The organism is Alkalihalophilus sp. As8PL, assembly GCF_040939795.1.
Lineage (GTDB): Bacteria > Bacillota > Bacilli > Bacillales > Bacillaceae_D > Alkalihalophilus > Alkalihalophilus lindianensis.
The window spans coordinates 2,781,151-2,803,430 of the sequence record NZ_CP162551.1; the positions used below are offsets into that span (position 1 = coordinate 2,781,151).

The 22,280-nt window shown below is 39.3% G+C and carries 20 protein-coding genes and 1 other annotated feature; of the genes, 18 read left to right on the top strand and 2 right to left on the bottom strand.

Features of this window, described 5'->3' with window-relative positions:
- Positions 1-23 precede the first annotated feature (23 nt).
- Positions 24-404 carry a sigma-w pathway protein ysdB gene (locus AB3N04_RS15525; RefSeq protein ID WP_317122029.1) on the bottom strand — a complete coding sequence of 127 codons (381 nt, stop codon included), beginning with the start codon at positions 402-404 and terminating at the stop codon, positions 24-26.
- 118 nt (positions 405-522) lie between these two features.
- Between AB3N04_RS15525 and AB3N04_RS15530 the strand changes: the two genes are divergently transcribed.
- Both AB3N04_RS15530 and AB3N04_RS15535 read left to right on the top strand, forming a co-directional pair.
- Entirely contained in the window at positions 523-1,011 is a 489-nt protein-coding gene (locus AB3N04_RS15530) for a dUTP diphosphatase (protein WP_368503593.1), read from the top strand.
- Positions 1,012-1,123: 112 nt separating this feature from the next.
- On the top strand, positions 1,124-2,209 hold the full coding sequence (locus AB3N04_RS15535) for a M42 family metallopeptidase (protein ID WP_368503594.1): 1,086 nt from the start codon (positions 1,124-1,126) through the stop codon (positions 2,207-2,209).
- 154 nt (positions 2,210-2,363) lie between these two features.
- Here the strand turns inward: AB3N04_RS15535 and sspI are convergent, their stop codons facing one another.
- Positions 2,364-2,570 carry a small acid-soluble spore protein SspI gene (gene sspI / locus AB3N04_RS15540; protein ID WP_317122032.1) on the bottom strand — a complete coding sequence of 69 codons (207 nt, stop codon included), beginning with the start codon at positions 2,568-2,570 and terminating at the stop codon, positions 2,364-2,366.
- Positions 2,571-2,698: 128 nt separating this feature from the next.
- On the opposite strand from sspI, the gene AB3N04_RS15545 reads away from it, so the two are divergent.
- From AB3N04_RS15545 to trxA, 16 genes are all read left to right on the top strand, one after another.
- A complete protein-coding gene (locus AB3N04_RS15545; RefSeq protein WP_368503595.1) occupies positions 2,699-3,454 on the top strand; it encodes a TrmH family RNA methyltransferase in 756 nt (251 codons plus the stop codon).
- 60 nt (positions 3,455-3,514) lie between these two features.
- Positions 3,515-3,748 (top strand) — a binding site (T-box leader).
- A 78-nt stretch (positions 3,749-3,826) separates the two neighbouring features.
- A complete protein-coding gene (gene pheS / locus AB3N04_RS15550) occupies positions 3,827-4,861 on the top strand; it encodes a phenylalanine--tRNA ligase subunit alpha (protein ID WP_368503596.1) in 1,035 nt (344 codons plus the stop codon).
- 12 nt (positions 4,862-4,873) lie between these two features.
- Positions 4,874-7,300 carry a phenylalanine--tRNA ligase subunit beta gene (gene pheT, locus AB3N04_RS15555; RefSeq protein ID WP_368503597.1) on the top strand — a complete coding sequence of 809 codons (2,427 nt, stop codon included), beginning with the start codon at positions 4,874-4,876 and terminating at the stop codon, positions 7,298-7,300.
- A gap of 78 nt (positions 7,301-7,378) precedes the next feature.
- Entirely contained in the window at positions 7,379-8,797 is a 1,419-nt protein-coding gene (locus AB3N04_RS15560; RefSeq protein WP_368503598.1) for a phospholipase D family protein, read from the top strand.
- Between the two features lie 183 nt (positions 8,798-8,980).
- The gene (zapA, locus tag AB3N04_RS15565; RefSeq protein ID WP_047973544.1) at positions 8,981-9,259 is read left to right on the top strand and encodes a cell division protein ZapA; all 279 of its coding nucleotides are present in this window, start codon (positions 8,981-8,983) and stop codon (positions 9,257-9,259) included.
- 1 nt (position 9,260) lies between these two features.
- Positions 9,261-9,806 (top strand): CvpA family protein, encoded by a 546-nt coding sequence (locus AB3N04_RS15570; RefSeq protein ID WP_368503599.1) that lies wholly within the window; start codon positions 9,261-9,263, stop codon positions 9,804-9,806.
- 123 nt (positions 9,807-9,929) lie between these two features.
- Positions 9,930-11,642 (top strand): DNA polymerase/3'-5' exonuclease PolX, encoded by a 1,713-nt coding sequence (gene polX / locus AB3N04_RS15575; RefSeq protein ID WP_368506068.1) that lies wholly within the window; start codon positions 9,930-9,932, stop codon positions 11,640-11,642.
- A 40-nt stretch (positions 11,643-11,682) separates the two neighbouring features.
- Positions 11,683-14,049 (top strand): endonuclease MutS2, encoded by a 2,367-nt coding sequence (locus tag AB3N04_RS15580; protein ID WP_368503600.1) that lies wholly within the window; start codon positions 11,683-11,685, stop codon positions 14,047-14,049.
- Between the two features lie 14 nt (positions 14,050-14,063).
- Positions 14,064-14,477 carry a DUF350 domain-containing protein gene (locus AB3N04_RS15585; protein ID WP_368503601.1) on the top strand — a complete coding sequence of 138 codons (414 nt, stop codon included), beginning with the start codon at positions 14,064-14,066 and terminating at the stop codon, positions 14,475-14,477.
- 294 nt (positions 14,478-14,771) lie between these two features.
- Positions 14,772-16,475, top strand: coding sequence for a long-chain-fatty-acid--CoA ligase (locus AB3N04_RS15590; RefSeq protein ID WP_368506069.1), 1,704 nt, complete (start codon positions 14,772-14,774; stop codon positions 16,473-16,475).
- 206 nt (positions 16,476-16,681) lie between these two features.
- Entirely contained in the window at positions 16,682-18,391 is a 1,710-nt protein-coding gene (locus tag AB3N04_RS15595) for a long-chain-fatty-acid--CoA ligase (RefSeq protein ID WP_368503602.1), read from the top strand.
- 100 nt (positions 18,392-18,491) lie between these two features.
- The gene (locus tag AB3N04_RS15600; RefSeq protein WP_368503603.1) at positions 18,492-19,079 is read left to right on the top strand and encodes a TetR/AcrR family transcriptional regulator; all 588 of its coding nucleotides are present in this window, start codon (positions 18,492-18,494) and stop codon (positions 19,077-19,079) included.
- A gap of 20 nt (positions 19,080-19,099) precedes the next feature.
- Positions 19,100-19,873, top strand: coding sequence for an enoyl-CoA hydratase (locus AB3N04_RS15605; protein WP_368503604.1), 774 nt, complete (start codon positions 19,100-19,102; stop codon positions 19,871-19,873).
- A 28-nt stretch (positions 19,874-19,901) separates the two neighbouring features.
- Positions 19,902-20,672: an electron transfer flavoprotein subunit beta gene (locus AB3N04_RS15610; RefSeq protein WP_368503605.1), complete on the top strand. Its 771-nt coding sequence runs from the start codon at positions 19,902-19,904 to the stop codon at positions 20,670-20,672.
- A 14-nt stretch (positions 20,673-20,686) separates the two neighbouring features.
- Positions 20,687-21,664 carry an electron transfer flavoprotein subunit alpha/FixB family protein gene (locus AB3N04_RS15615; RefSeq protein WP_368503606.1) on the top strand — a complete coding sequence of 326 codons (978 nt, stop codon included), beginning with the start codon at positions 20,687-20,689 and terminating at the stop codon, positions 21,662-21,664.
- 192 nt (positions 21,665-21,856) lie between these two features.
- Entirely contained in the window at positions 21,857-22,171 is a 315-nt protein-coding gene (gene trxA, locus AB3N04_RS15620) for a thioredoxin (RefSeq protein ID WP_317122045.1), read from the top strand.
- Positions 22,172-22,280 lie beyond the last annotated feature (109 nt).

Consider the following 22,280-nt stretch of genomic DNA (forward strand, 5'->3'; position numbering starts at 1 on the left):
TTGAGTGGAAACGGTTTTTTGTGTTAGCGTCGCAAAAACTCTTTAATGGGACTTTTCCATTCGATTTTTGCACTAGGATAACGAAGTCGAATATCCTCTTCAATAAAAATAAAGTCCTCTCGGTGCAAGCCTTTAAGGCGTTCTGTATCACGCGCCCAGATATAGATGGAAACAATCTCAAAAGATTGCTCTGTCGTTCCTAAATATTTTTCGCCTTCAAACATGACACCTTTATAAGTGAGTAAAAAATTCTTCCGAACATTTTTTTCATCATCTAAAAAGAAAAATTGTCTTTTTTCATGTGCTTGTTCAAGTTTCCGGCGTGGATGGAATACATACTTAATCGCAGAGTAGACGATTAATACAATCGCAATGAGGAGTAACAAACGAAATAACAGTACCACTTCTCTATCCCCTTTCTTCGAGGCTTTCTACTTATTATAGTCTATACGAATTAGAACGTCATTGGTTGCAAAATTCTAATGAATAATTGTTATAATAATTAAGGATAGGAGTGATTAGATGAACTTACAAAAGTTATTTGAGACACAAGAAAAGCTTAATGAAAGGATATTATCTGAACATAAGCTAGAAAATCATGATTTATTTGCAGAAAAGCAATTAGCTTTTCTCGTCGAATTAAGTGAACTTGCAAATGAGACTCGATGTTTTAAGTATTGGAGTAAAAAAGGACCGTCTAGTAAGTCTACGATATTAGAGGAGTATGTAGATGGGCTTCATTTCGTTTTAACACTAGGTCTTTCTTTAGGATATACTACTTTTGGACAATCTAAAAATAGTACCAAAGAGCGTACATTGACGGAGCAATTTTTATATGTAATGGAATGTAACCATCGCTTAAATGAAAAACAAACAGAAGTGAGTTTCCATGAACTAGCACAGTCATTTTTAACGTTAGGAAGCCTTTTAGGTTTTGGAGAAGATGAAATTGAACAAGCCTATTTTAAGAAAAATGAGGTAAATCATCAAAGACAAGATCAAGGGTATTAAAATTCTTTCGAAATAATTTGAGTTGCGAAATAATTTCATTTATACTTAAAAAAGAGTGAAAAAGTGGGGGTATAAATGAAGTACCTTTCACGATCGAAGGGAGAAATACATAATGCCAAAACTTGATGAAAAATTGCAAATGCTAAAGGATTTAACAGATGCTAATGGAATTCCGGGGAACGAAAAAGAAGCTCGTGATGTCATGTCTAAGTACATTACTCCATTTGCTGATGAAGTGACAACTGATGGGCTAGGAAGCCTTGTAGCAAAGAAAGTAGGTTCACAAGACGGCCCTAAAATTATGGTTGCTGGTCATTTAGATGAGATTGGTTTTATGGTGACAAGTATCGATGATAAAGGTTTCCTTCGCTTTCAAACAGTTGGTGGCTGGTGGGAGCAAGTGATGCTAGCTCAACGAGTAACAATTATGACGAAAAACGGGAACATCCCTGGTGTAGTGGGCTCAAAGCCGCCACATATTTTGCCAGCTGAAGCTCGTAGAAAGCCAGTTGATAAAAAAGATATGTTTATTGATATTGGTGCAACAAGTAAAGAAGAAGCAATGGAATTCGGTGTTCGACCAGGAGATTCCGTTGTTCCAGTCTGTGAATTCACGGTTATGAAAAATGAGAAGCTATTAATGGCTAAAGCATGGGACAATCGCATTGGCTGTGCCATTGCGATTGATGTACTGCGTGAATTAAAAGGTGTCGACCACCCTAATACTGTGTATGGCGTGGGTACGGTACAAGAAGAAGTTGGGTTACGTGGAGCACGTACTTCTGCTCATTTGATCCAACCTGATATTGGGTTTGGCGTCGATGTGGGGATTGCTGGAGATACTCCGGGCGTAACGGAAAAAGAAGCACTAGCCAAAATGGGAGATGGACCACAAATTGTGCTATATGATGCATCGATGATTTCTCATAAAGGGTTACGTGATTTTGTAACAGACACTGCAGATCAACATGATATTCCATACCAATTTGATTCAATGGCTGGTGGTGGCACAGATTCTGGAGCAATCCATCTTACTGCCAACGGGGTACCGGCACTATCGATTACAGTGCCTACTCGTTATATTCATACTCATGCAGCGATGCTACATCGAGATGATTATGAAAATACGGTTAAATTAATTGTAGAAGTAATTAAGAAGCTTGATAGTAAAACAGTAGAAGCCATTACGTATAATTAATAAGAGGATCCAGTCCATTTCGATGGGCTGGATTTTTAGAATGAGTCTTAACAAATAATTATAGGTGAGGGCATAGGCAAGCACAGTTAAATGACTTTCAATGAATAAGCGTCTAGTTCAAGTCTAAGACTGAGAGCTAGACGCTTATTTAAAGTTACTGAAGTCCTTGGGAAATTTGCTGGCAGAGTTGATCCTTTTCTTGTTCATTAGCATTTTTCCAATAAACTTCAAATAAAACCCCTAGACCAGGTAACATTTTTTCTTCGCCTTTTTGAATGGCATCTAGAATGGTGGCTTCGACCTCTTCTTCACTGCTGCCTTGAATATTAGCCATAATTGCTCCACGTAAATTAAAACCCATTTGAAACAGCTCCTTTAGTATGGAAATATTTTTCTTGCTTGCATTAGTATGTCGCAAGCCACACTGGATTATGAGTGAAAAAATCGGTATGATGGGTGATAGGACATGAACGTATAAAGGAGAAGAGCATGAAACGAATTGATTCCGTAAAGAATGAGCAAGTGAAAAATTGGAAGAAGCTACATACAAAAAAGGGACGTGACAAAGCAGGGCGCTTTCTAATAGAAGGGTTTCACCTTGTAGAAGAAGCCCTAAAAGCGAAATTCCATATCGAAATGATCATCATGACAGAGAAAACAGTTTTACCACTATCGTGGCAAATTGATGAGAATGATTTAGTGATCGTTAGCCCTCAAGTTTTAAAAGAGATTTCAGAGACGGAAACTCCACAAGGGATTGCGGCAGTATGTACCATTCCCGAAGCACCCTCTTTTGATAGGCTGAGTGGGCAATTTCTCCTTATTGATCGAGTTCAAGACCCTGGTAATATTGGTACGATGATTCGTACGGCTGATGCGGCTGGAATGACTGGGGTCATACTTGGTGAAGGTAGTGTTGATTTATTTAACAGCAAAGTGATTCGTGCTTCCCAAGGTTCGATTTTTCATATGCCTGTTATTCGTGGTTCACTACTGGAATGGGTGGGGAAATTAAAAGAGAAAAATATACCCGTATTTGGAACGTCCCTTACAGAGGCAAGTTCCTACACTGCCATCGAACCACAACCTGAATTTGCCTTGATTGTAGGCAATGAGGGAGAAGGTGTGTCGAGTGAATTATTAGAAAAGAGTAATCAAAACATTTATATCCCGATCTATGGACAAGCGGAATCTTTAAATGTAGCAGTCGCTACTGGTGTTCTTTTGTATTATTTGCGTGGTTAAGTAAATGAGAGCTTGCACACGTTCTTGAAATTATCTATAATATAGAAGCAAATAAATAAGATACATGCTAAGAAAGAGAGTAGTACGTGTTACACCACCATAAAGGGAGGAAATGTCTAAGACTGTAAGCATTTCTATGGCAGGAAGCACTGAATTCACTCTGGAGCAGACATCGGAAAACAAGCTAGTAGCTGTTAAGATGTTCCGGCAATGAGCCGTTATGACAATGAAGAATGTAATGAACCATTGGTTTATTATGAAATAAGGGTGGTACCACGAGTCTTCGTCCCTTTAACGGGAGGCGAAGGCTTTTTTTGCGTTCTTTTTTGGAACGGAACCAAACTGGACGAATTACTGAAGGAGGAAATGAGCATGCGTGAGCGTTTAGAAGAGCTACAAGAGCAAGCTTTAACACAAGTTGCTGAAGCAACAGATGTGAAAGCACTACAAGAAGTAAGAGTTGCTTATTTAGGAAAGAAAGGACCAATCACTGAGGTGCTTCGTGGAATGGGTAAACTTTCTGCTGAAGAGAGACCACTTATTGGTCAAATGGCAAATGATGTTCGTGACGCCATTAAATCAAAAATTGAAAGTAAAGAGATTGAACTTGAAGCAGCAGCTGTAGAGGCGAAGTTAGCTAAAGAAAGCATTGATGTGACACTACCTGGTCGTCCTGTATTAACCGGATCCCGTCATCCTCTAACAGCTGTAGTAGAAGAAGTAGAAGATGCGTTTTTAGGATTAGGTTTTTCAGTTGCAGAAGGTCCTGAAGTTGAAACAGACTACTATAACTTTGAAGCATTAAATTTGCCAAAAGATCACCCAGCACGTGATATGCAGGATTCGTTTTACTTTACAGATGAACTTTTATTACGTACTCATACTTCTCCTGTACAGGCACGTACGATGGAAAAGTATGAAGGTAGAGGCCCGGTGAAAATTATTTGTCCAGGTAAAGTATTCCGCCGTGATGATGATGATGCCACACATTCACATCAATTTATGCAAATTGAAGGTCTTTTTGTTGATGAAAATGTACGCATGAGTGATTTAAAAGGGGTACTTGAAGCATTTGCTCAATCCTTCTTTGGTCGTGATCGTAGCATTCGCCTTCGTCCTAGCTTCTTCCCATTTACAGAACCTTCTGTGGAGGTCGATGTTTCATGTGGGATGTGTGGGGGAGAAGGGTGCCGCGTATGTAAGAACACAGGTTGGATAGAAGTTCTTGGAGCAGGGATGATTCATCCACGTGTACTTGAAATGAGTGGATTTGATCCGACCATTTACAGTGGTTTTGCATTCGGAATGGGTGTAGAACGCCTTGCGATGCTTAAATATGATATTGATGATATTCGTCATTTCTATACAAATGATGTACGCTTTTTAGCGCAATTTAAACAGGTGTAAGGGGGAATAGACATGTTAGTATCTTATAAATGGTTACAAGATTACGTGAAAATAGATGACGTTACACCAAAAGAGATCGCAGAGAAAATGACTCGCGGTGGCATTGAAATTGACTTCGTACATGAGTTGAATCAAGGCATCAAAGGTGTAGTGGTAGGGTATGTTCTCTCTTGTAGTCAACATCCTAACGCTGATAAGTTAAATGTTTGTCAGGTGGATGTCGGAGAAGAAGAGCCAGTTCAAATTGTATGTGGCGCACGAAATATAGCAGCAGGTCAATATGTTGCTGTAGCTAAAGTAGGCGCAGTCCTTCCTGGTAACTTCAAAATTAAGAAAGCAAAGCTACGTGGCGAGGTATCCCAAGGTATGATTTGTTCGTTGCAAGAGCTCGGTATTGAAAGCAAGCTTGTTCACAAGGATTATGCAGAAGGTATTTATGTCTTTAGTGAAGATGTTGAAGTAGGTGCAGATGCACTGGCTATCTTAAATTTGGACGATACGGTTCTAGAACTAGACTTAACGCCAAACCGTTCAGACTGTTTAAATATGTTAGGTGTAGCTTATGAAGTGGCTGCATTATATGATCGTAACGTTGAACTACCAACGATTGAGCTAGATACAAATAAAGAACAAGCATCCGATTATATTAGCGTATCTGTAGAAGACGCCACTGATAATCCTTATTATGGTGCAACAATTATTAAAGATGTGAAAGTAGGTCCATCACCATTATGGTTGCAAAATCGTCTGATGGCAGCTGGCATTCGTCCAATTAGTAATGTGGTAGATGTGACGAACTACGTATTACTTGAATATGGTCAACCACTTCATGCTTTTGACTATGATCGTTTCGGTTCTAAAGAAGTTGTTGTACGCCGTGCAAATGATGGAGAGAAGATGGTGACACTTGATGATGTTGAGCGTTCACTAAATGCTGATCACCTTCTTATTACAAATGGAAAAGAGCCTATGGCGATTGCTGGTGTAATGGGGGGAGCGACTTCGGAAGTGAATCAAGAAACCTCTACCATTTTACTTGAAGCTGCTTACTTTAATCCTTCTACTGTAAGAAAAGCTTCCCGTGATCTTGGCTTACGTAGTGATTCAAGTGCTCGCTTTGAAAAAGGTGTAGATCCTGCTCGTGTAAAAGTAGCGGGTGAGCGTGCAGCTTCTCTAATCGCAGAGCTTGCAGGTGGTACGATTGTCTCAGGTGTGGTTTGTGCAGATGAACTAACTGTGGAAGAACAACAAGTGGCACTAGACTTAGAGCGTATGAACAACCGTCTTGGAACTACGATTCAAAAGACGAATGTCGAAGAGATTTTAAACCGTCTACAATTCTCATTTGCAGAAAATGGAGATCACCTTGTAGTGACTGCTCCAACTCGCAGACAAGACATTCAAATTGAAGAAGATTTGTTTGAAGAAATTGCTAGGCTGTATGGTTATGATGCTATTCCAACAACTTTACCTGAGGGGGCAACAACTCAAGGAGTGCTTACTCGTTATCAGGAAAAGCGTCGCCGTGTTCGTCGTTATTTAGAGAGTGCTGGACTCACTCAAACGATTACTTACTCTTTAACAAGCCCTAAGAAGGCTGAAGGGTTTGCAACGGATTATCCAATTGACACGGCAGTTCGTTTAGCTATGCCGATGAGTGAAGATCGTAGTACGATGCGTACAAGCTTAATTCCTCACTTATTTGATGTTTTAACATACAATTTGAACCGTAAAAATAGCGACCTTCACCTTTACGAAGTAGGTTCAATTTTCACAAGCGAAGAAAAAGAATTAACAACTCAACCAATAGAAAGAGAAATGGTTGCGGCAGCATTTACTGGAATGTGGCAAGAACACCCATGGCAAGCAGAGAAAAAGCCTGTAGATTTCTTTGTGGTCAAAGGGATTGTGGAAGGTCTATTTGCTGAAATGGGTCTTAAAGATCAAGTTAAGTTCCAACAGGCTAAGCTTGAGAAGATGCACCCAGGTCGTACTGCGGTTGTAATCCTTAATAATGAAGAGATTGGCTTTATTGGACAAGTACACCCAACAACAGAAAAGCAAGAAGATTTGCGAGAAACTTACGTGGTCCAGCTTGATTTAGAGAGTATTCTCACAGCAGATGTGGCACCTGTTGTCTATGAATCATTACCAAGGTTCCCAGCTATTCAAAGGGATATTGCCTTAGTGGTTGATAGAAGTGTAGCAGCAGGAGAAGTTGAAGCGGTTATTCGTCAAACTGGTGGCAAATTGTTAAAAGCTGTTCATTTATTTGATTTATACCAAGGAGAGCATATGGAAGAGGGCAAGAAGTCATTAGCTTTCTCTTTAACGTATTTAGATCCAGAAAAAACATTAACAGATGAAGAAGTAACAAATGTTCATGAAAACGTACTTGAAGAATTAAAGAAACAAATTAGTGCCACACTTCGTGCGTAAATAATTTGGTTTGAAACCCCTGCCTAAGAGGAAACTATATGGTGGGGGTTTTATTAATTCTGCCAAGGTAGAGAGGGAGTGGCTTCACTGAAAAAGCGCTATGTACTAATCGCTATTTTACTGATTTTAGTAATTGTTACGTTATACGGAATATATCGTCCACTTCCAGAAGGAATTTCTTATGAAAGTGAATCCTACTATGTAGAAGATGTTGATTTCTTATATGACTTAACCTACCTAGACCTAGAAGAAGACGTTCTTCAAATAGAACAGCAAATATTCTCAGCTATTGAAGATGCGATCATAGAAGCAGAGGAGTTTATTATATTTGATATGTTCTTATATAATGACTTCTATGATCCAGAGCTCGACTTTCCCCCGCTTAGTCAACATATGACCGATGTTTTGATTGAGAAGAAAGAAACGAACCCTGATATTGAAATACTCGTTTTATCAGATGAAATTAATACAACCTATGGGTCTCATAGTTCTCAACACTTCGAACAATTAAAAGACGCTGGAATTGATGTCGTTGTTGTTGATGTGACTAAGTTACGTGATTCAAATCCTTTATATTCTGGAATTTGGCGTACGTTTATCCAGTGGTTTGGTCAATCAGGTAATGGTTGGTTACCAAATGCCTTTAGCCCAGAAGCTCCAGATGTCACGCTGCGTTCTTATTTAAAATTATTTAATGTGAAAGCGAATCACCGCAAAGTAGTGGCAACTGAACGAACAGCGATTGTGTCTTCTGCTAATCCACATGATGCTAGTGCTCATCATTCTAATATTGCGTTTCAGGTGAACGGACCAATTATTGATGAGCTGGTCTATACAGAGCATGCAGCGAGCGAGTTTTCTAACGGCCCCACTCTCACAAATGCGGAAGCTCTCCCTGTGGAAGAAGGGGATGTAGAGGTAAGGGTGCTGACCGAAGGAAGAATATATGAGCGAACACTTGAGATGATTGATGAGACAGAATCTGGGGATGAACTATGGCTTGGTATGTTTTATTTATCAGATCGGAATATTATTAATTCCCTTATTGAAGCTGCTAATCGTGGAGCGCAAATTCGTCTAGTATTAGATCCTAATGAAAATGCTTTTGGCCAGGAGAAGGTAGGATTACCCAATCGACCTGTTGCAGCAGAACTTTTAGAAGAGGCACCTATTGAAGTGAGATGGTACGACACGATTGGTGAGCAATATCACCCTAAGCTCATTGCGAGAGTCAGTGAGGATCACACCACTGTTATTGGTGGCTCTGCCAACTTTACAAGTCGCAACTTGCGTGATTATAATCTGGAAACGAATGTGTGGGTAGAAGCACCAAACGGTCACTCTTTCTCCCAAGACATCTCCTCCTATTTTGAGACAATATGGGTTAACGAAGAAGGTCACTATACTGTTCCTTACGAAGAGTATAGAGATCAGACAACATGGCTGACTAGGTTTTTATATCGATTACAGAAGTTGACAGGATTGACAACGTATTAATTTAGAGAAAATACTGACCACCACCGTTAGATAGGTGGTGGTTTTCATCGCGATTTTTCTTTTTTTTCCAACGGTTTGAACAGAAATATTTCCATCAACCGTGCTTCATGTTATGATTAACAAAGGATTTTGTCGGCTCTTAGTGTTTTAGAGCGAAGATTGTGGAGATAGGAGGCTTCTTTTGTGTCTAAGAAAAATCAAAAACAGCGGACAACTGTTTCAATCTATGGTCAAAATTATACGGTTGTCGGTCAAGAATCTCCGGCACATTTAAAAGAAGTGGCGCAAGAGGTTGACCAAAAAATGAGAGAAATAAAAAAGAGAAACCCTTATTTAGATACAACACGTCTAGCAGTGTTAACAGCTGTTAATATAGTGGATGAATATAAAAAGTTACAGTTGAAGCTTGAACAAGACGTGACTAGCAACTCAGAAACAAACCGGACGACAGGAGACGAATAATATGTTAAGTTTGCTTTTACTTCTACTCTTATTTATGAGCTTCTTTATAGGACGTAGACGTGGATTTATATTGCAGTTGATTCATTTAGTAGGCTTTATCGTCGCATTGTATGTGGCATATAAATATTATCAAGATGTTGCTGCCTACATACAATTGTGGATTCCATATCCTCAATTCTCATCTGATAGTACTGTGGGAATGATTATTAATTCCTTTAACGGAGAAAGTGTTTATTACTCTGGAATTGCTTTTGCTTTATTATTTTTCGGAACGAAAATCCTCTTACACATCGTAGGATCGATGTTAGATTTTGTTGCGCATCTACCAATCTTGCGCTCTATCAATCGATTGCTCGGGGGGATCTTGTGTTTTATTGAAACCTATTTAATTTTATTCATTTTACTTTATGTTGGAGCGTTATTGCCAGTTGAGCTTATTCAAGATCAGTTGCAGCGATCAATCGTTGCCCAAACAATGATGAATTACACTCCATTCTTATCTGACTGGATTCGTGATCTGTGGGTTAAAAATAATTTAGGATCATAATGAAGGGGGAAGGTCTAACCATGTAAAGGTTAGACCTTTCTTCATGATTGGGTCCTTTTCTTGATTTTAACTACTAGAAATCGGTATGATGGTGGGTAGGAGAAAGGATCGGTGAATAGAATGATGAACAAAAAAGAGGTTATTAAAACTCTAGAGACAATTGCAATTTACTTTGAAATTAAAGGTGAGAATCCTTTTAAGATATCAGCTTATAGAAAAGCCGCTCAAGCATTAGAGTCAGATGAGCGTACAATTGACGAAATAGAAGATCCTGCAAAATTAAATGGGATAGGAAAGGGCACAGCAGAAGTCATTAATGAACTTAAATCAACTGGGGAATCGACTTTATTACGTGAACTTGCAGAGGATGTGCCTCCTGGATTAATTCCGCTATTAAAAGTGCAAGGTTTAGGTGGGAAAAAGATTGGAAAATTATATCAAGAGCTTGGTGTGGTAGATGCGACTACATTAAAGCAGGCTTGTGAGGATAAAAAGGTACAGACGTTAGCTGGATTTGGCAAGAAAACAGAAGAGAAGATTCTTGCTGCATTAGAAGATGCAATGACTCGTCCTGAGAGGCTTGCTCTGCCTTTAGTGCTACCTGTAGCTACATGGATAGAAGGTCAACTTGCATCGATGACAGATATTGAAAACTTCCAACGAGCAGGAAGCTTACGCCGCTTGCGTGAAACCGTCAAAGATCTTGATTTCATTATTGCAACCAATCAACCAAGCAAAGTAAAAGATCAATTAATCGCGATGTCTGATGATGGAAAGATTATTGCAAGTGGGGAAACAAAAGTATCACTTGAAATCGAACAGGAATTTCCAATCTCTGTTGACTTTCGATTAGTTAAGCCTGAGGAATTTGCTACAACTCTTCACCATTTTACTGGTTCTAAAAATCACAACGTAAAAATGCGTCAGTTAGCAAAGAAACGTGGAGAGAAGATTAGTGAGTATGGTGTTGAAAATAGTGAAACGGGCGAATTAAAAACATTTAAAGATGAGAATGAGTTTTTTGCTCATTTCGGCCTTGCATTTATTCCTCCAGAGGCCAGGGAAGATCAAGGAGAAGTTGAGTACTACGCGAACGAAGAGGATTTTGTTAAGCTAGAGAATGTGTATGGTGATTTGCACATGCATACAACTTGGAGTGATGGGGCACATTCGATCGAGGAAATGGTGGAAGCAGCAAGAGCAAAAGGCTATGAGTACATTGCCATCACTGATCATTCTAAGTACTTAAAAGTAGCTAACGGGTTAACAGAAGAACGATTAAAGGCTCAGCATAAAAAAATTCGTGAATTGAATGAGAGATATGAAGACTTTACTATTTTTACGGGAATTGAAATGGATATCCTTCCAGATGGCACGCTCGATTACGACGATTCGATTTTGGAAGAAGTAGACTTTGTGATTGCGTCTATTCATTCTTCTTTTTCACAAAAACAAGAAGTGATTATGGAACGGTTAAAAACAGCTTTATCGAATCATCATGTTGATCTAATTGCTCATCCTACAGGTAGAGTACTTGGTAGAAGAGAAGGCTATGATGTCGATGTTGAAGCATTAATACGGTTAGCAAAAGAAACAAATACAGCTCTTGAGTTAAATGCTAATCCCAATAGACTGGACTTATCAGCAGAATGGCTAAAGAAAGCTGCTGAACAAGGAGTAACGATTTCAATTAATACGGATGCCCACCATATAGAAGGATTAGACGATATGAAATTTGGTGTATCACAAGCAAGAAGAGCCATGCTAAAAAAAGAGAGCATTCTTAACATGTGGACATGCAAGGACGTACAATCATTTTTAAATCGTCACCACTAGGGTTGTTTTAGGCGGACGGTTAAATAAAGGAGTAAACGATATGGACCGGGTATTACGGGTATTAGAATATAGTAAAATGAAAAAGCAGCTGCAAGAACATGTTGCTTCTTCTCTAGGAAGACGGCTTGTTGATTCCCTACAGCCTCATACGGAACTTGAAGATGTTGTTCGTATGCAAAAAGAAACGTCAGAAGGAACAACTGTACTTCGTTTAAAGGGCCATGTGCCTCTTGGAGGGATCTTTGATGTGACGGCTCACGCTAAAAGAGCACAAATTGGTGGGGCGCTTGCCGCAAGTGAATTAATCGAAATTGCAAGCACGATTTATGGAGGGCGACAATTAAAAAAGTTTATTGAAGCCATGGTAGAAGAGGAAGAAATAGAACTGCCATTATTGTATGAGTACACAGGTCAAATAGAGCCTTTAACGGATATAGAACGAGCTATTAAACAATGTATTGATGATAATGGCCATGTGTTAGATTCAGCTAGCGCAACATTACGTACGATCCGTCAACAAGTAAGAAGCTTCGAGTCAGCTGTACGTTCTAAATTAGAGAGCATCACCCGCTCTTCAAATACACAAAAAATGCTCTCCGATGCGATCGTGACGATTCGTAATGATCGCTTTGTGATTCCAGTCAAACAAGAGTACCGCAGTGCATTTGGAGGGATTGTACATGATCAGTCTGCTTCAGGTGCGACATTATTTATTGAGCCACAAGCAATAGTGACAATCAATAATCAATTACGTGAAGCAAGGGTGAAAGAAGCGCATGAGGTCGAACGTATTTTAGCTGAACTTTCAGCTCTCGTTTCAGAGCATGCAGGGGTAATTTTAATTAATCTCGAACAGTTAGCTGCTCTTGATTTTATTTTCACTAAAGCTCATTATGCGAAGAGAATTAAAGCAACGGCTCCTATACTAAATGACCGCGGATATATTCAATTAAAGCGAGCAAGACATCCATTGTTGTCAGATGAAGAAGTTGTTCCTATTGGGGTTGAGCTAGGGGATCAATATCGTTCTCTGATCATCACAGGTCCGAATACTGGTGGTAAAACGGTTACCTTGAAAACGGTAGGACTCCTTACTTTAATGGCTCAATCAGGGTTACATGTCCCAGTCGATGAAGAATCTGAGATGGCTGTATTTAAGCAAGTATTTGCAGATATTGGGGATGAACAGTCCATTGAGCAAAGTTTAAGTACCTTTTCAAGTCATATGACAAACATTGTAGATATTCTAGATAAAGTTGACTTCCAAAGTCTTGTATTATTTGATGAGCTTGGTGCAGGAACAGACCCAACAGAAGGAGCAGCTTTAGCAATTTCAATATTGGATGATGTTTATAAGCGTGGCGCATGTGTGGTAGCTACAACCCACTACAGCGAATTAAAAGGATATGCCTATAATCGTGAAGGGGCAATCAATGCCAGTGTAGAATTTGATGTTGAAACCTTGCGTCCTACGTATCGTCTTCTAATTGGAATTCCAGGAAGAAGTAATGCGTTTGCTATTTCAAGGAGACTTGGTTTAGACGAGCGAATTATTGATATGGCCAAAGAACAAATTGATAGTGAGACGAATCAAATTGAAAATATGATTGCCTCTCTTGAGACAAGTCAAAAGTCAGCTGAATCCGACTGGAATGAAGCAAGCTCCATTAGAAAAGAAGCAGAGTCTCTTCGTCGTGAGTTAATGGCTCAACTTGATCAATTAGAAGAAGAGAAAGAGCGTGTGTTAAAAGAGGCAGAAGAAAAAGCAACTGCTGCACTTCATTCAGCCAAAGAGGAAGCTGAATTTATTATTGGCGAACTTAGAGAAATGCAGAAAGAAGGCTTACAAGTTAAAGAACATCAGCTGATAGATGCAAAAAAGCATTTGGAAGATGCTGTGCCTAAGCTTACAGATAAGCAAAAGAAAGTGAAGAGGGAAGCTGCAAAAGCAAAAGCTAAACAAACTATTCAAGTAGGCGATGATGTAAAAGTATTAAGCTTCGGACAAAAAGGTCATGTTATTGATAAAATCAATGAGAAAGAATTTAACGTACAAATTGGTATTATGAAAATGAAGGTAAAAGCAGACGACCTTCAATTACTTGATCGACCAAAGCCAATTGAAACAAAGCCACTTGCAACTGTAAGAGGTAGCGACCATCATGTAAAACCAGAACTTGATCTTCGCGGACAACGTTATGAAGATGCGATGTTAAAAGTTGAAAAATATATCGACGATGCCCTTTTAGCAGGGTATCATCAAGTTTCAATCATCCATGGTAAAGGAACAGGTGCGCTTAGAAAAGGTGTGAAACAATTAGTAAAGCAACATCCGAGAGTGAAAACTGCACGAGATGGTGGAATGAATGAAGGCGGACTTGGTAATACCGTTATTGAATTGAAATAAATAAGGAGATCAATATGGAAGCACTTTTAGAGCTTGAATTAATGAAAACAGCAGCTTATTATAGCGTGTCATTATTAGCGCTTATTGTTTTTCTCACCATTTTTGAAACGGTGACAAAATACAAAAATTGGGAAGAAATCAAAAAAGGAAATATTGCTGTTGCCTTAGCTACAGGTGGAAAGATATTTGGAGTAGCCAATATTTTCAGACATTCGATTGAGTACTCTGATTCATTATTAATGATGCTCGGTTGGGGAGTGTTAGGATTTGCGTTACTACTATTCAGCTATTTCATATTTGAATTTCTAACCCCGAGTTTTAAAGTGGATGAAGAAATTGCTCGTGATAATCGTGCAGTAGGCTTTATCGCCATGGTCATCTCTATTGGTCTCTCCTATGTGATCGGTGCAAGTATTATTAGTAGATAGGTGTAGGGGGGAGAATTAGATGGAAACGTTAATGAAAATTTTATATGTTTGCTGTGGTGCGTTTATTTTAGCTGGCATTATCTATATGATTTTTTTCGCTGCATCATAAGAAGAATTGGCCGTGTGAAAGGATATTCACACGGTTTTTATTTATAAGTAAGAGCGGACTAGGAAAAAAGTTCAGAAAATTATAAAAAAAAGATACAAATTTGTAAGCGATTACAATACAATAGTAGTAGAGGAGAGTGGCACACGAGAAAGGAGATCGAAGAAAGGGGTAAGGAGATGACTGTTATGACACCAGAAGACAAAATTTGGCTTAAACATTATCCAGAGGAAATTCCTCATACGATCTCATATGAGGATAAGGCGCTCCATGAATACTTAAAGCAAGCTGCTAGCCGATATGCTAAAACATCAGCATTGCATTTTTTAGGAAAAGAGTTAACCTATGAAGAGCTTTATGATCAAGCTAAACAATTTGCTAACCAATTGCAATCACTTGGTGTGAAGAAAGGTGACCGAGTAGCGATTATGCTTGCGAATTGCCCGCAGTCCGTCATTAGTTATTATGGTGCTTTAATGATTGGGGCAATAGTTGTTCAAACGAATCCATTATATGTTGAGAGAGAGCTAGAGCATCAGCTTGTGGATTCTGGAGCAAAGGTTATTATTTGTCTTGATTTAGTATTTCCTAGAGTGCAAGCTGTCAGAAGTAAAACAAGTTTAGAACATGTCATCGTCACCAGTATTAAAGATTACTTACCATTCCCAAAGAATCTCTTGTATCCACTTGTACAAAAAAAGAAAATGGGAATTAAAGTCGAAGTTGAGTATGATAAGCATACTTTAGCTTTTAAGGATTTTCTGGGGAAGGGCTCTACCAAAGAAGTTCAAGTCGATATAAATCCTAAAGAAGATTTGGCATTATTGCAGTATACAGGTGGGACGACTGGACCGGCTAAGGGTGTAATGCTGACGCATGCAAACCTAGTTATTAATACATCTCAATGTATGGCTTGGATGTACAAAATGCGACCAGGACAAGAAAAGATGTTAGCGGCTTTGCCTTTCTTTCACGTGTATGGAATGACTATCATTATGAACTTCTCCATTATGGGAGGTTTAACAACGGTCATCCTGCCGAAGTTTGAAGTGAAGGATGTACTGAAGACGATTCAAAAGCAAAAAGTTACTTTGTTCCCAGGCGCGCCAACGATGTATGTCGCATTAATTAATGATCCTGATATTCAAAAATATGATCTGTCTTCCATTGAAACATGCTTAAGTGGAGCAGCTCCACTACCACTTGAAGTTCAACAGAAATTTGAAAAGCTTTCTGGAGGAAAGCTTGTTGAAGGATATGGTTTGACGGAAACGTCTCCAGTTGCCATCTCTAACCCAATTTGGGGTGAGCGTAGAACAGGAAGTATTGGAGTGCCTTGGCCTGATACAGATGCAGCTATTATTTCAGCAGAAACTGGTGAGAAGGCAGACATTGGCGAGGTTGGAGAAATTGCCATACGTGGGCCTCAAGTTATGAAAGGTTATTGGAATCGACCAGAGGAAACGGCTAAAGTATTCAAGGATGATTGGTTCCTCACTGGGGACATGGGTTACATGGATGATGACGGATACTTCTATATTGTCGATCGTAAAAAAGATATGATAATAGCTGGTGGATTTAATATTTATCCACGTGAGATTGAAGAAGTGTTATATGAGCATGACGCTATTCAAGAGGCGGTTACAATTGGGGTTGCTGATGAGTATCGAGGCGAAACAGTAAAAGCCTTTATTGTTCTAAAGCAAGGCAAGTCAGTGACCGAAGAGGAGCTAGATCAATTTTGTCGTAAACATCTTGCTGCATTTAAAGTTCCAAAGTTATATGAATTTAGAGAAGAGTTACCGAAGACTCTTGTCGGAAAAATTTTACGACGTGTCCTTGTCGAGGAAGAAAAAAAGAAACATGAAGAGAATAAAGTTAGCAATCAATAATTTTATAACTCTATGAGTAAAACCTGTCCAAAATTGGGCAGGTTTTTATTGGATGAAAATGGTTGATGTAGACATTATTCGACGATAAAGCAGGAAAATTTTAAAAAATCACAAAAATCTATTTAAAAATGAATCAATATTCATTACAATAGAAAAGAGAGAGGAATTGTTAAGTAAGAGAGGGGAGCGATGAGGAGGCCAATTTAATGTCGACATTAACCGAACATGCATGGGTTGGACGTTATCACGAGGAAATTCCGGCAAGTATTGAGTATCCTAATGTTTCACTACATGAATTAGTAGAGCAAGCTGCACATAAATACCCGAACAATACGGCATTAGAATTTATGGGGAAGTCACTTACATATAGTCAATTTGACTTAGAAGTAAGAAGACTCGCCAATCATCTTCAATCTTTAGGCTTGAAGAAGGGCGAACGCGTAGCCATTATGTTGCCAAACTGTCCACAAGGAGTCATTGCTTATTTTGCAACGTTGCTTGTAGGAGGAGTTGTTGTACAAACAAATCCTCTTTATGTAGAGCGCGAATTAGAGCATCAGTTATCTGATTCGGGTGCCAAAATCATTTTATGCTTAGATTTGCTGTACCCACGAGTAATGAAGGTAAAGAATGCGACTTCTGTTGAACATGTTATTGTAACCGCTATCAAGGATTACTTGCCTTTTCCTAAAAATTTGATCTACCCTTTTATTCAGAAAAAGAACACAAAGATGACTGTGAATGTTGAGTATTCAAGCACGATTCATCCATTTCTTTCATTTGTTACAAAAGGGAATGACAAGAGACCTGATGTGGAGATTGATCCACGGGAGGATTTAGCGTTACTACAATATACAGGTGGTACTACGGGGCTTGCTAAAGGTGTGATGTTGACTCATCGTAACCTAGTTGCAAATACAATCCAATGTCGTCACTGGATGTATAAGATGAAAGAAGGACAAGAACGTACATTAGCCGTGTTACCTTTCTTTCATGTATATGGGATGACTGTGTCTATGAATTTAACACTAATGAATGGGAATGCCCTACACATCGTTCCTCGTTTTGATCCAAAGCAAGTTTTGAAATTAATTAGCAAAAAGAAAATCACCATTTTTCCTGGTGCACCAACAATGTATATTGGGTTGATTAATCATCCTGATGTGAAAAAGTATAATCTTTCTTCCATCGAAGCGTGTATCAGTGGTTCGGCATCTCTACCAGCGGAAATCCAACAACAATTTGAAGAATTAACAGGTGGGCGTCTTGTAGAAGGTTATGGCTTAACGGAAGCTTCTCCTGTTACTCATTGTAATTTACTGTGGGGAGAACGTCGACAGTCAAGTATTGGGTTACCTTGGCCAAACACGGAAGCTGCGATTTTATCAATGGAAACTGGTGAACCAGCTAATCAAGGAGAAGTTGGAGAGCTTGCAGTCCGAGGGCCGCAGATAATGAAAGGCTATTGGAATCGTCCTGAAGAAACTGCTGCAACGATGCAAGATGATTGGCTCCTAACAGGGGATATGGGCTATATGGATGAAGAAGGCTATTTCTATATCGTTGATCGGAAAAAGGATATGATCATTGCAGGTGGATTTAATATTTACCCAAGAGAAATTGAAGAAGTACTGTACAACCATGAAGACATTCAAGAAGCAGTTGCAATTGGGGTTCCTGATGAGTATCGTGGTGAAACAGTAAAAGTATTTGTCGTTTTAAAAGAAGGCAAACAACTATCTGAGAAGGAATTGAATCAATATTGTCGTAAGAATTTAGCGGCCTATAAAGTCCCAAGGCTATATGAATTCCGCGAAGACCTACCAAAAACAATTGTCGGTAAGATTTTAAAACGTGTTCTAATTGAAGAAGAAAAAGAGAAGACATCTGCATTAAATAAAGAAAGGTCTAGCTAATAACCACTGCATAAAAAAATGGTGGATTGACAGTCTAGGTTTTTTCCTCTAGAATAATAGATATGAATGAATACTCATTCATTTTAAAGGGGAGACACAAGTGGGAAAGAAAAAAGGACCTAAATACAACCAGATTATAGATGCAGCGGTAACGGTTATTGCCAAACATGGTTATCATCAAGCACAAGTTGCAAAGATTGCCCGAGAAGCAGGGGTAGCAGATGGAACAATCTATTTATACTTCAAAAATAAAGAAGCTATTTTGACTTCTCTTTTTGAAGAAAAGATGGGGCGTTTTGTTGACACGATCAGAACAAAGATTGCTACTTGTCAAACCGTTGAAGAGAAATTTCTTCTTTTAATGACGATGCACTTTGAACAATTAGAAGCAGATAAGCAGTTAGCTATCGTAACACAATTAGAGCTTCGCCAATCAAATACAGATCTTAGATTAAAAATTAATGACATCTTAAAAGGGTATTTAACTCTTATGGACGAATTAATTACTGAAGGGAAAGAAAGCGGATACTTTGATCCTGATTTAGATAACCGATTAGCGCGCCAAATGATTTTTGGAACGCTAGATGAAGTGGTGACAAATTGGGTCATGAAAGACTGCAAGTATGACCTTACAGCTTTAGCAAAACCCTTACACCAAATGCTTTTGGGAGGGTTTTGCAAAAGGTAGATAAGAATGGAGTGGAAGATATGGAGTATATCAAGCTTGATGTGAGTGAACATATTGCGACGATTACCTTAGCTCGCCCACCAGCAAATGCCTTATCACGTGGCGTTCTATCTGAACTTGATGAAGCGTTCACTCAAATTGAACAAGATAATGACGTTCATGTTGTCTTGCTCATGGGTGAAGGAAGGTTCTTTGCAGCTGGAGCAGATATCAAAGAGTTTACAGAGGTAGAAGATGGTGCAATGTTCACCAAATTAGCTCTTCAAGGTCAAGATCTATTTGATCGAATTGAGTCATTTAAGAAACCAGTTATCGCTGCTATTCATGGTGCAGCGCTTGGTGGAGGGTTAGAGCTTGCGATGGCTTGTCATATTCGTCTAGCAACTGAAGATGCAAAACTAGGGTTACCTGAGTTGCAACTTGGACTTATACCGGGTTTTGCCGGCAGTCAACGTTTACCACAATATGTGGGGCGTGCTAAAGCGACCGAGATGCTTTTGACAAGTGATCCGATTACAGGGTCTGAGGCAAAAACATTAGGTCTTGTTAATTCGACTCATTCTGAGCAAGCGCTCATTGATGATGCTAAAGCTCTTGCGAAAAAAATCGCAAAAAAAAGCACAGTAACCACTCGCTTAACCCTTGATTTACTTCAATATAGCATTGATGAACAATACAAGGATGGCGCCAAGCGAGAAGCCGAATTATTTGGTTTAGCATTTGATTCAGAAGATGGAAAAGAAGGCATCCAGGCTTTCATTGAGAAACGAGCACCTAAATTTCAAAATAAATAAGTTTACTAATTCTAGGAGGGAATAAAGCATGAATATTTTCGTCTTAATGAAACGTACATTTGACACAGAGGAAAAAATTGCGATCTCAAACGGTCGAATTGATGAGGGTGGCGCAGAGTTCATTATTAACCCATATGATGAGTATGCGATTGAAGAAGCGATTGTCCTTCGCGATGAGCACGGCGGGGAAGTAACCGTTGTCACAGTAGGAGAAGAAGAAGCAGAAAAAGAACTTCGTACCGCTCTTGCGATGGGTGCTGATAAGGCCGTATTACTTGATAGTGAAGATGTGGAAGAGCTTGATCAGTTTACAACTGCAACTATGCTTGCAGCGTACTTAAAAGAACAAGAGTATGACATCATTTTAGGCGGTAATGTAGCTGTTGATGGAGGAAGCGGACAAGTTGGACCTCGTGTAGCAGAACTATTAGATATCCCACAAGTGACAACGATTACAAAGCTTGATGTTGCAGATGGTCAAGCAACAATCGTTCGTGATGTAGAAGGGGACGAAGAAACACTTGAAGTCTCACTACCAGTTCTTGTAACGGCTCAACAAGGGTTAAATGAGCCACGTTACCCATCTTTACCAGGCATCATGAAAGCGAAGAAGAAGCCATTAGAAACACTTGATTTAGATGATCTTGATTTGGAAGAAGAAGATGTGGAAGCAAAAACAACGACACTTGACATTTTCCTACCACCAGATAAGCAAGCAGGTAAACAATTAGAGGGTGACCCACAAACGCAAGTGAAGGAACTCGTTTCACTTCTAAAATCTGAAGCAAAAGTCATTTAATTGGAGGGATTATCATGGCAAAGAAAGTACTTGTAATTGGAGAAGTTCGTGACGGAGAATTACGTAACGTATCATATGAAGCGGTCGCTGCAGGGAAAGAAGTAGCAGAAGGCGGAGAAGTTGTAGGGGTTCTTTTAGGAGAGGATGTAAGCGGTTTAGCTGATAGCCTGATTCACTACGGTGCTGACCGTGTGATCGTGGTCAACCATGCCGATCTAAAAACGTACACAACAGACGCATATCAACAAGCATTGCTTCAAGTTCTTGATGTAGAAAATCCAGAGGGCGTATTGCTTGGTCATACATCCCTTGGTAAAGACGTATCACCACGCCTGGCGATGAAGCTTGGTGCTGGCCTAATTTCAGATGCGATCTCAGTTGAAATGGACGGTGGAGATGCTGTCTTTACACGTCCAATCTACTCTGGGAAAGCTTTTGAGAAAAAGAAAGTAAATGATGGGGTTTTGTTTGCGACAATTCGTCCAAACAATATCGTACCACTTGAGAAAGATGAATCAAGAAGTGGCGATGTGTCTACACTCACGGTTGATTTGAAAGATTTACGTACGGTGATTAAGGATGTTGTCCGTAAAGCAACTGGTGGGGTCGATCTTTCCGAAGCAAAAGTAATTGTAGCTGGTGGACGTGGAGTCAAAGGCAAAGAAGGCTTTGAACCGCTTCAAGAGCTAGCCGATCTATTAGGTGGGGCAGTAGGTGCTTCACGTGGTGCGTGTGATGCGGACTATTGTGACTATGCGCTCCAAATTGGTCAAACGGGGAAAGTCGTGACGCCAGATCTCTATATCGCCGTTGGACTCTCAGGTGCGATTCAGCATTTAGCGGGGATGTCGAACTCTAAGGTCATTGTAGCGATTAACAAAGACCCAGAAGCACCGATCTTTGAAGTAGCTGATTACGGAATTGTCGGTGACTTATTTGAGATCATTCCGATTTTAACAGAAGAGCTAAAAAGTGCTCTAGTTTCAAACTAAAGATCAATGAAGGGGAAGCTCATGGACGCGTGAGCTTTCTTTCTTTTTAAAAAGGTTTGAAGAAAACTATTTAGGTTATCTTATTAGAAGTATGAGAATGATAAGATCAAGCAACTTATTCGCCATTCAAGATCGCAAATGGTATAATCATACTGTAAATTAATTTGTTGAGATTTAAAGGAGGCTTTTACAATGGCTATAGTAAATGTAACTGATCAAACGTTTGCAAATGAAACAAGCGAGGGAGTTGTCCTTGCAGATTTTTGGGCACCTTGGTGTGGACCTTGTAAAATGATTGCACCTGTTCTTGAAGAACTAGATGCTGAAATGGGCGACAAAGTTAAAATCGCTAAACTTGATGTTGATGAAAATCAAGAAACAGCTGGTAAATACAGTGTTATGAGTATCCCAACTCTACTTGTTTTCAAAGACGGCGAAGTAGTGGATCAAGTTGTAGGTTTCCAACCGAAGGAAGCATTAGCAGAGCTATTAAACAAACACCTATAATTCGAACCGAAATCGCGTTCTCACTTTGAGAACGCGATTTTTTAATGGTTTTCACTTGATATTTTAAAGGTTGTCGCTAACAATAGAGAATAAGAACGTATGTTTACAG

Excerpts from the sequence above, each read along its gene's own strand:
- AB3N04_RS15615 (WP_368503606.1), top strand. The coding sequence starts at position 20,687 with ATGGCAAAGAAAGTACTTGTAATTGGAGAAGTTCGTGACGGAGAATTA.
- AB3N04_RS15580 (WP_368503600.1), top strand. The coding sequence starts at position 11,683 with ATGGACCGGGTATTACGGGTATTAGAATATAGTAAAATGAAAAAGCAG.
- AB3N04_RS15595 (WP_368503602.1), top strand. The coding sequence starts at position 16,682 with ATGTCGACATTAACCGAACATGCATGGGTTGGACGTTATCACGAGGAA.
- pheS (WP_368503596.1), top strand. The coding sequence starts at position 3,827 with ATGCGTGAGCGTTTAGAAGAGCTACAAGAGCAAGCTTTAACACAAGTT.
- AB3N04_RS15535 (WP_368503594.1), top strand. The coding sequence starts at position 1,124 with ATGCCAAAACTTGATGAAAAATTGCAAATGCTAAAGGATTTAACAGAT.
- polX (WP_368506068.1), top strand. The coding sequence starts at position 9,930 with ATGAACAAAAAAGAGGTTATTAAAACTCTAGAGACAATTGCAATTTAC.
- pheT (WP_368503597.1), top strand. The coding sequence starts at position 4,874 with ATGTTAGTATCTTATAAATGGTTACAAGATTACGTGAAAATAGATGAC.
- sspI (WP_317122032.1), bottom strand. The coding sequence starts at position 2,570 with ATGGGTTTTAATTTACGTGGAGCAATTATGGCTAATATTCAAGGCAGC.
- trxA (WP_317122045.1), top strand. The coding sequence starts at position 21,857 with ATGGCTATAGTAAATGTAACTGATCAAACGTTTGCAAATGAAACAAGC.
- AB3N04_RS15610 (WP_368503605.1), top strand. The coding sequence starts at position 19,902 with ATGAATATTTTCGTCTTAATGAAACGTACATTTGACACAGAGGAAAAA.
- AB3N04_RS15570 (WP_368503599.1), top strand. The coding sequence starts at position 9,261 with ATGTTAAGTTTGCTTTTACTTCTACTCTTATTTATGAGCTTCTTTATA.
- AB3N04_RS15585 (WP_368503601.1), top strand. The coding sequence starts at position 14,064 with ATGGAAGCACTTTTAGAGCTTGAATTAATGAAAACAGCAGCTTATTAT.
- AB3N04_RS15530 (WP_368503593.1), top strand. The coding sequence starts at position 523 with ATGAACTTACAAAAGTTATTTGAGACACAAGAAAAGCTTAATGAAAGG.
- AB3N04_RS15545 (WP_368503595.1), top strand. The coding sequence starts at position 2,699 with ATGAAACGAATTGATTCCGTAAAGAATGAGCAAGTGAAAAATTGGAAG.
- AB3N04_RS15590 (WP_368506069.1), top strand. The coding sequence starts at position 14,772 with ATGACACCAGAAGACAAAATTTGGCTTAAACATTATCCAGAGGAAATT.
- AB3N04_RS15605 (WP_368503604.1), top strand. The coding sequence starts at position 19,100 with ATGGAGTATATCAAGCTTGATGTGAGTGAACATATTGCGACGATTACC.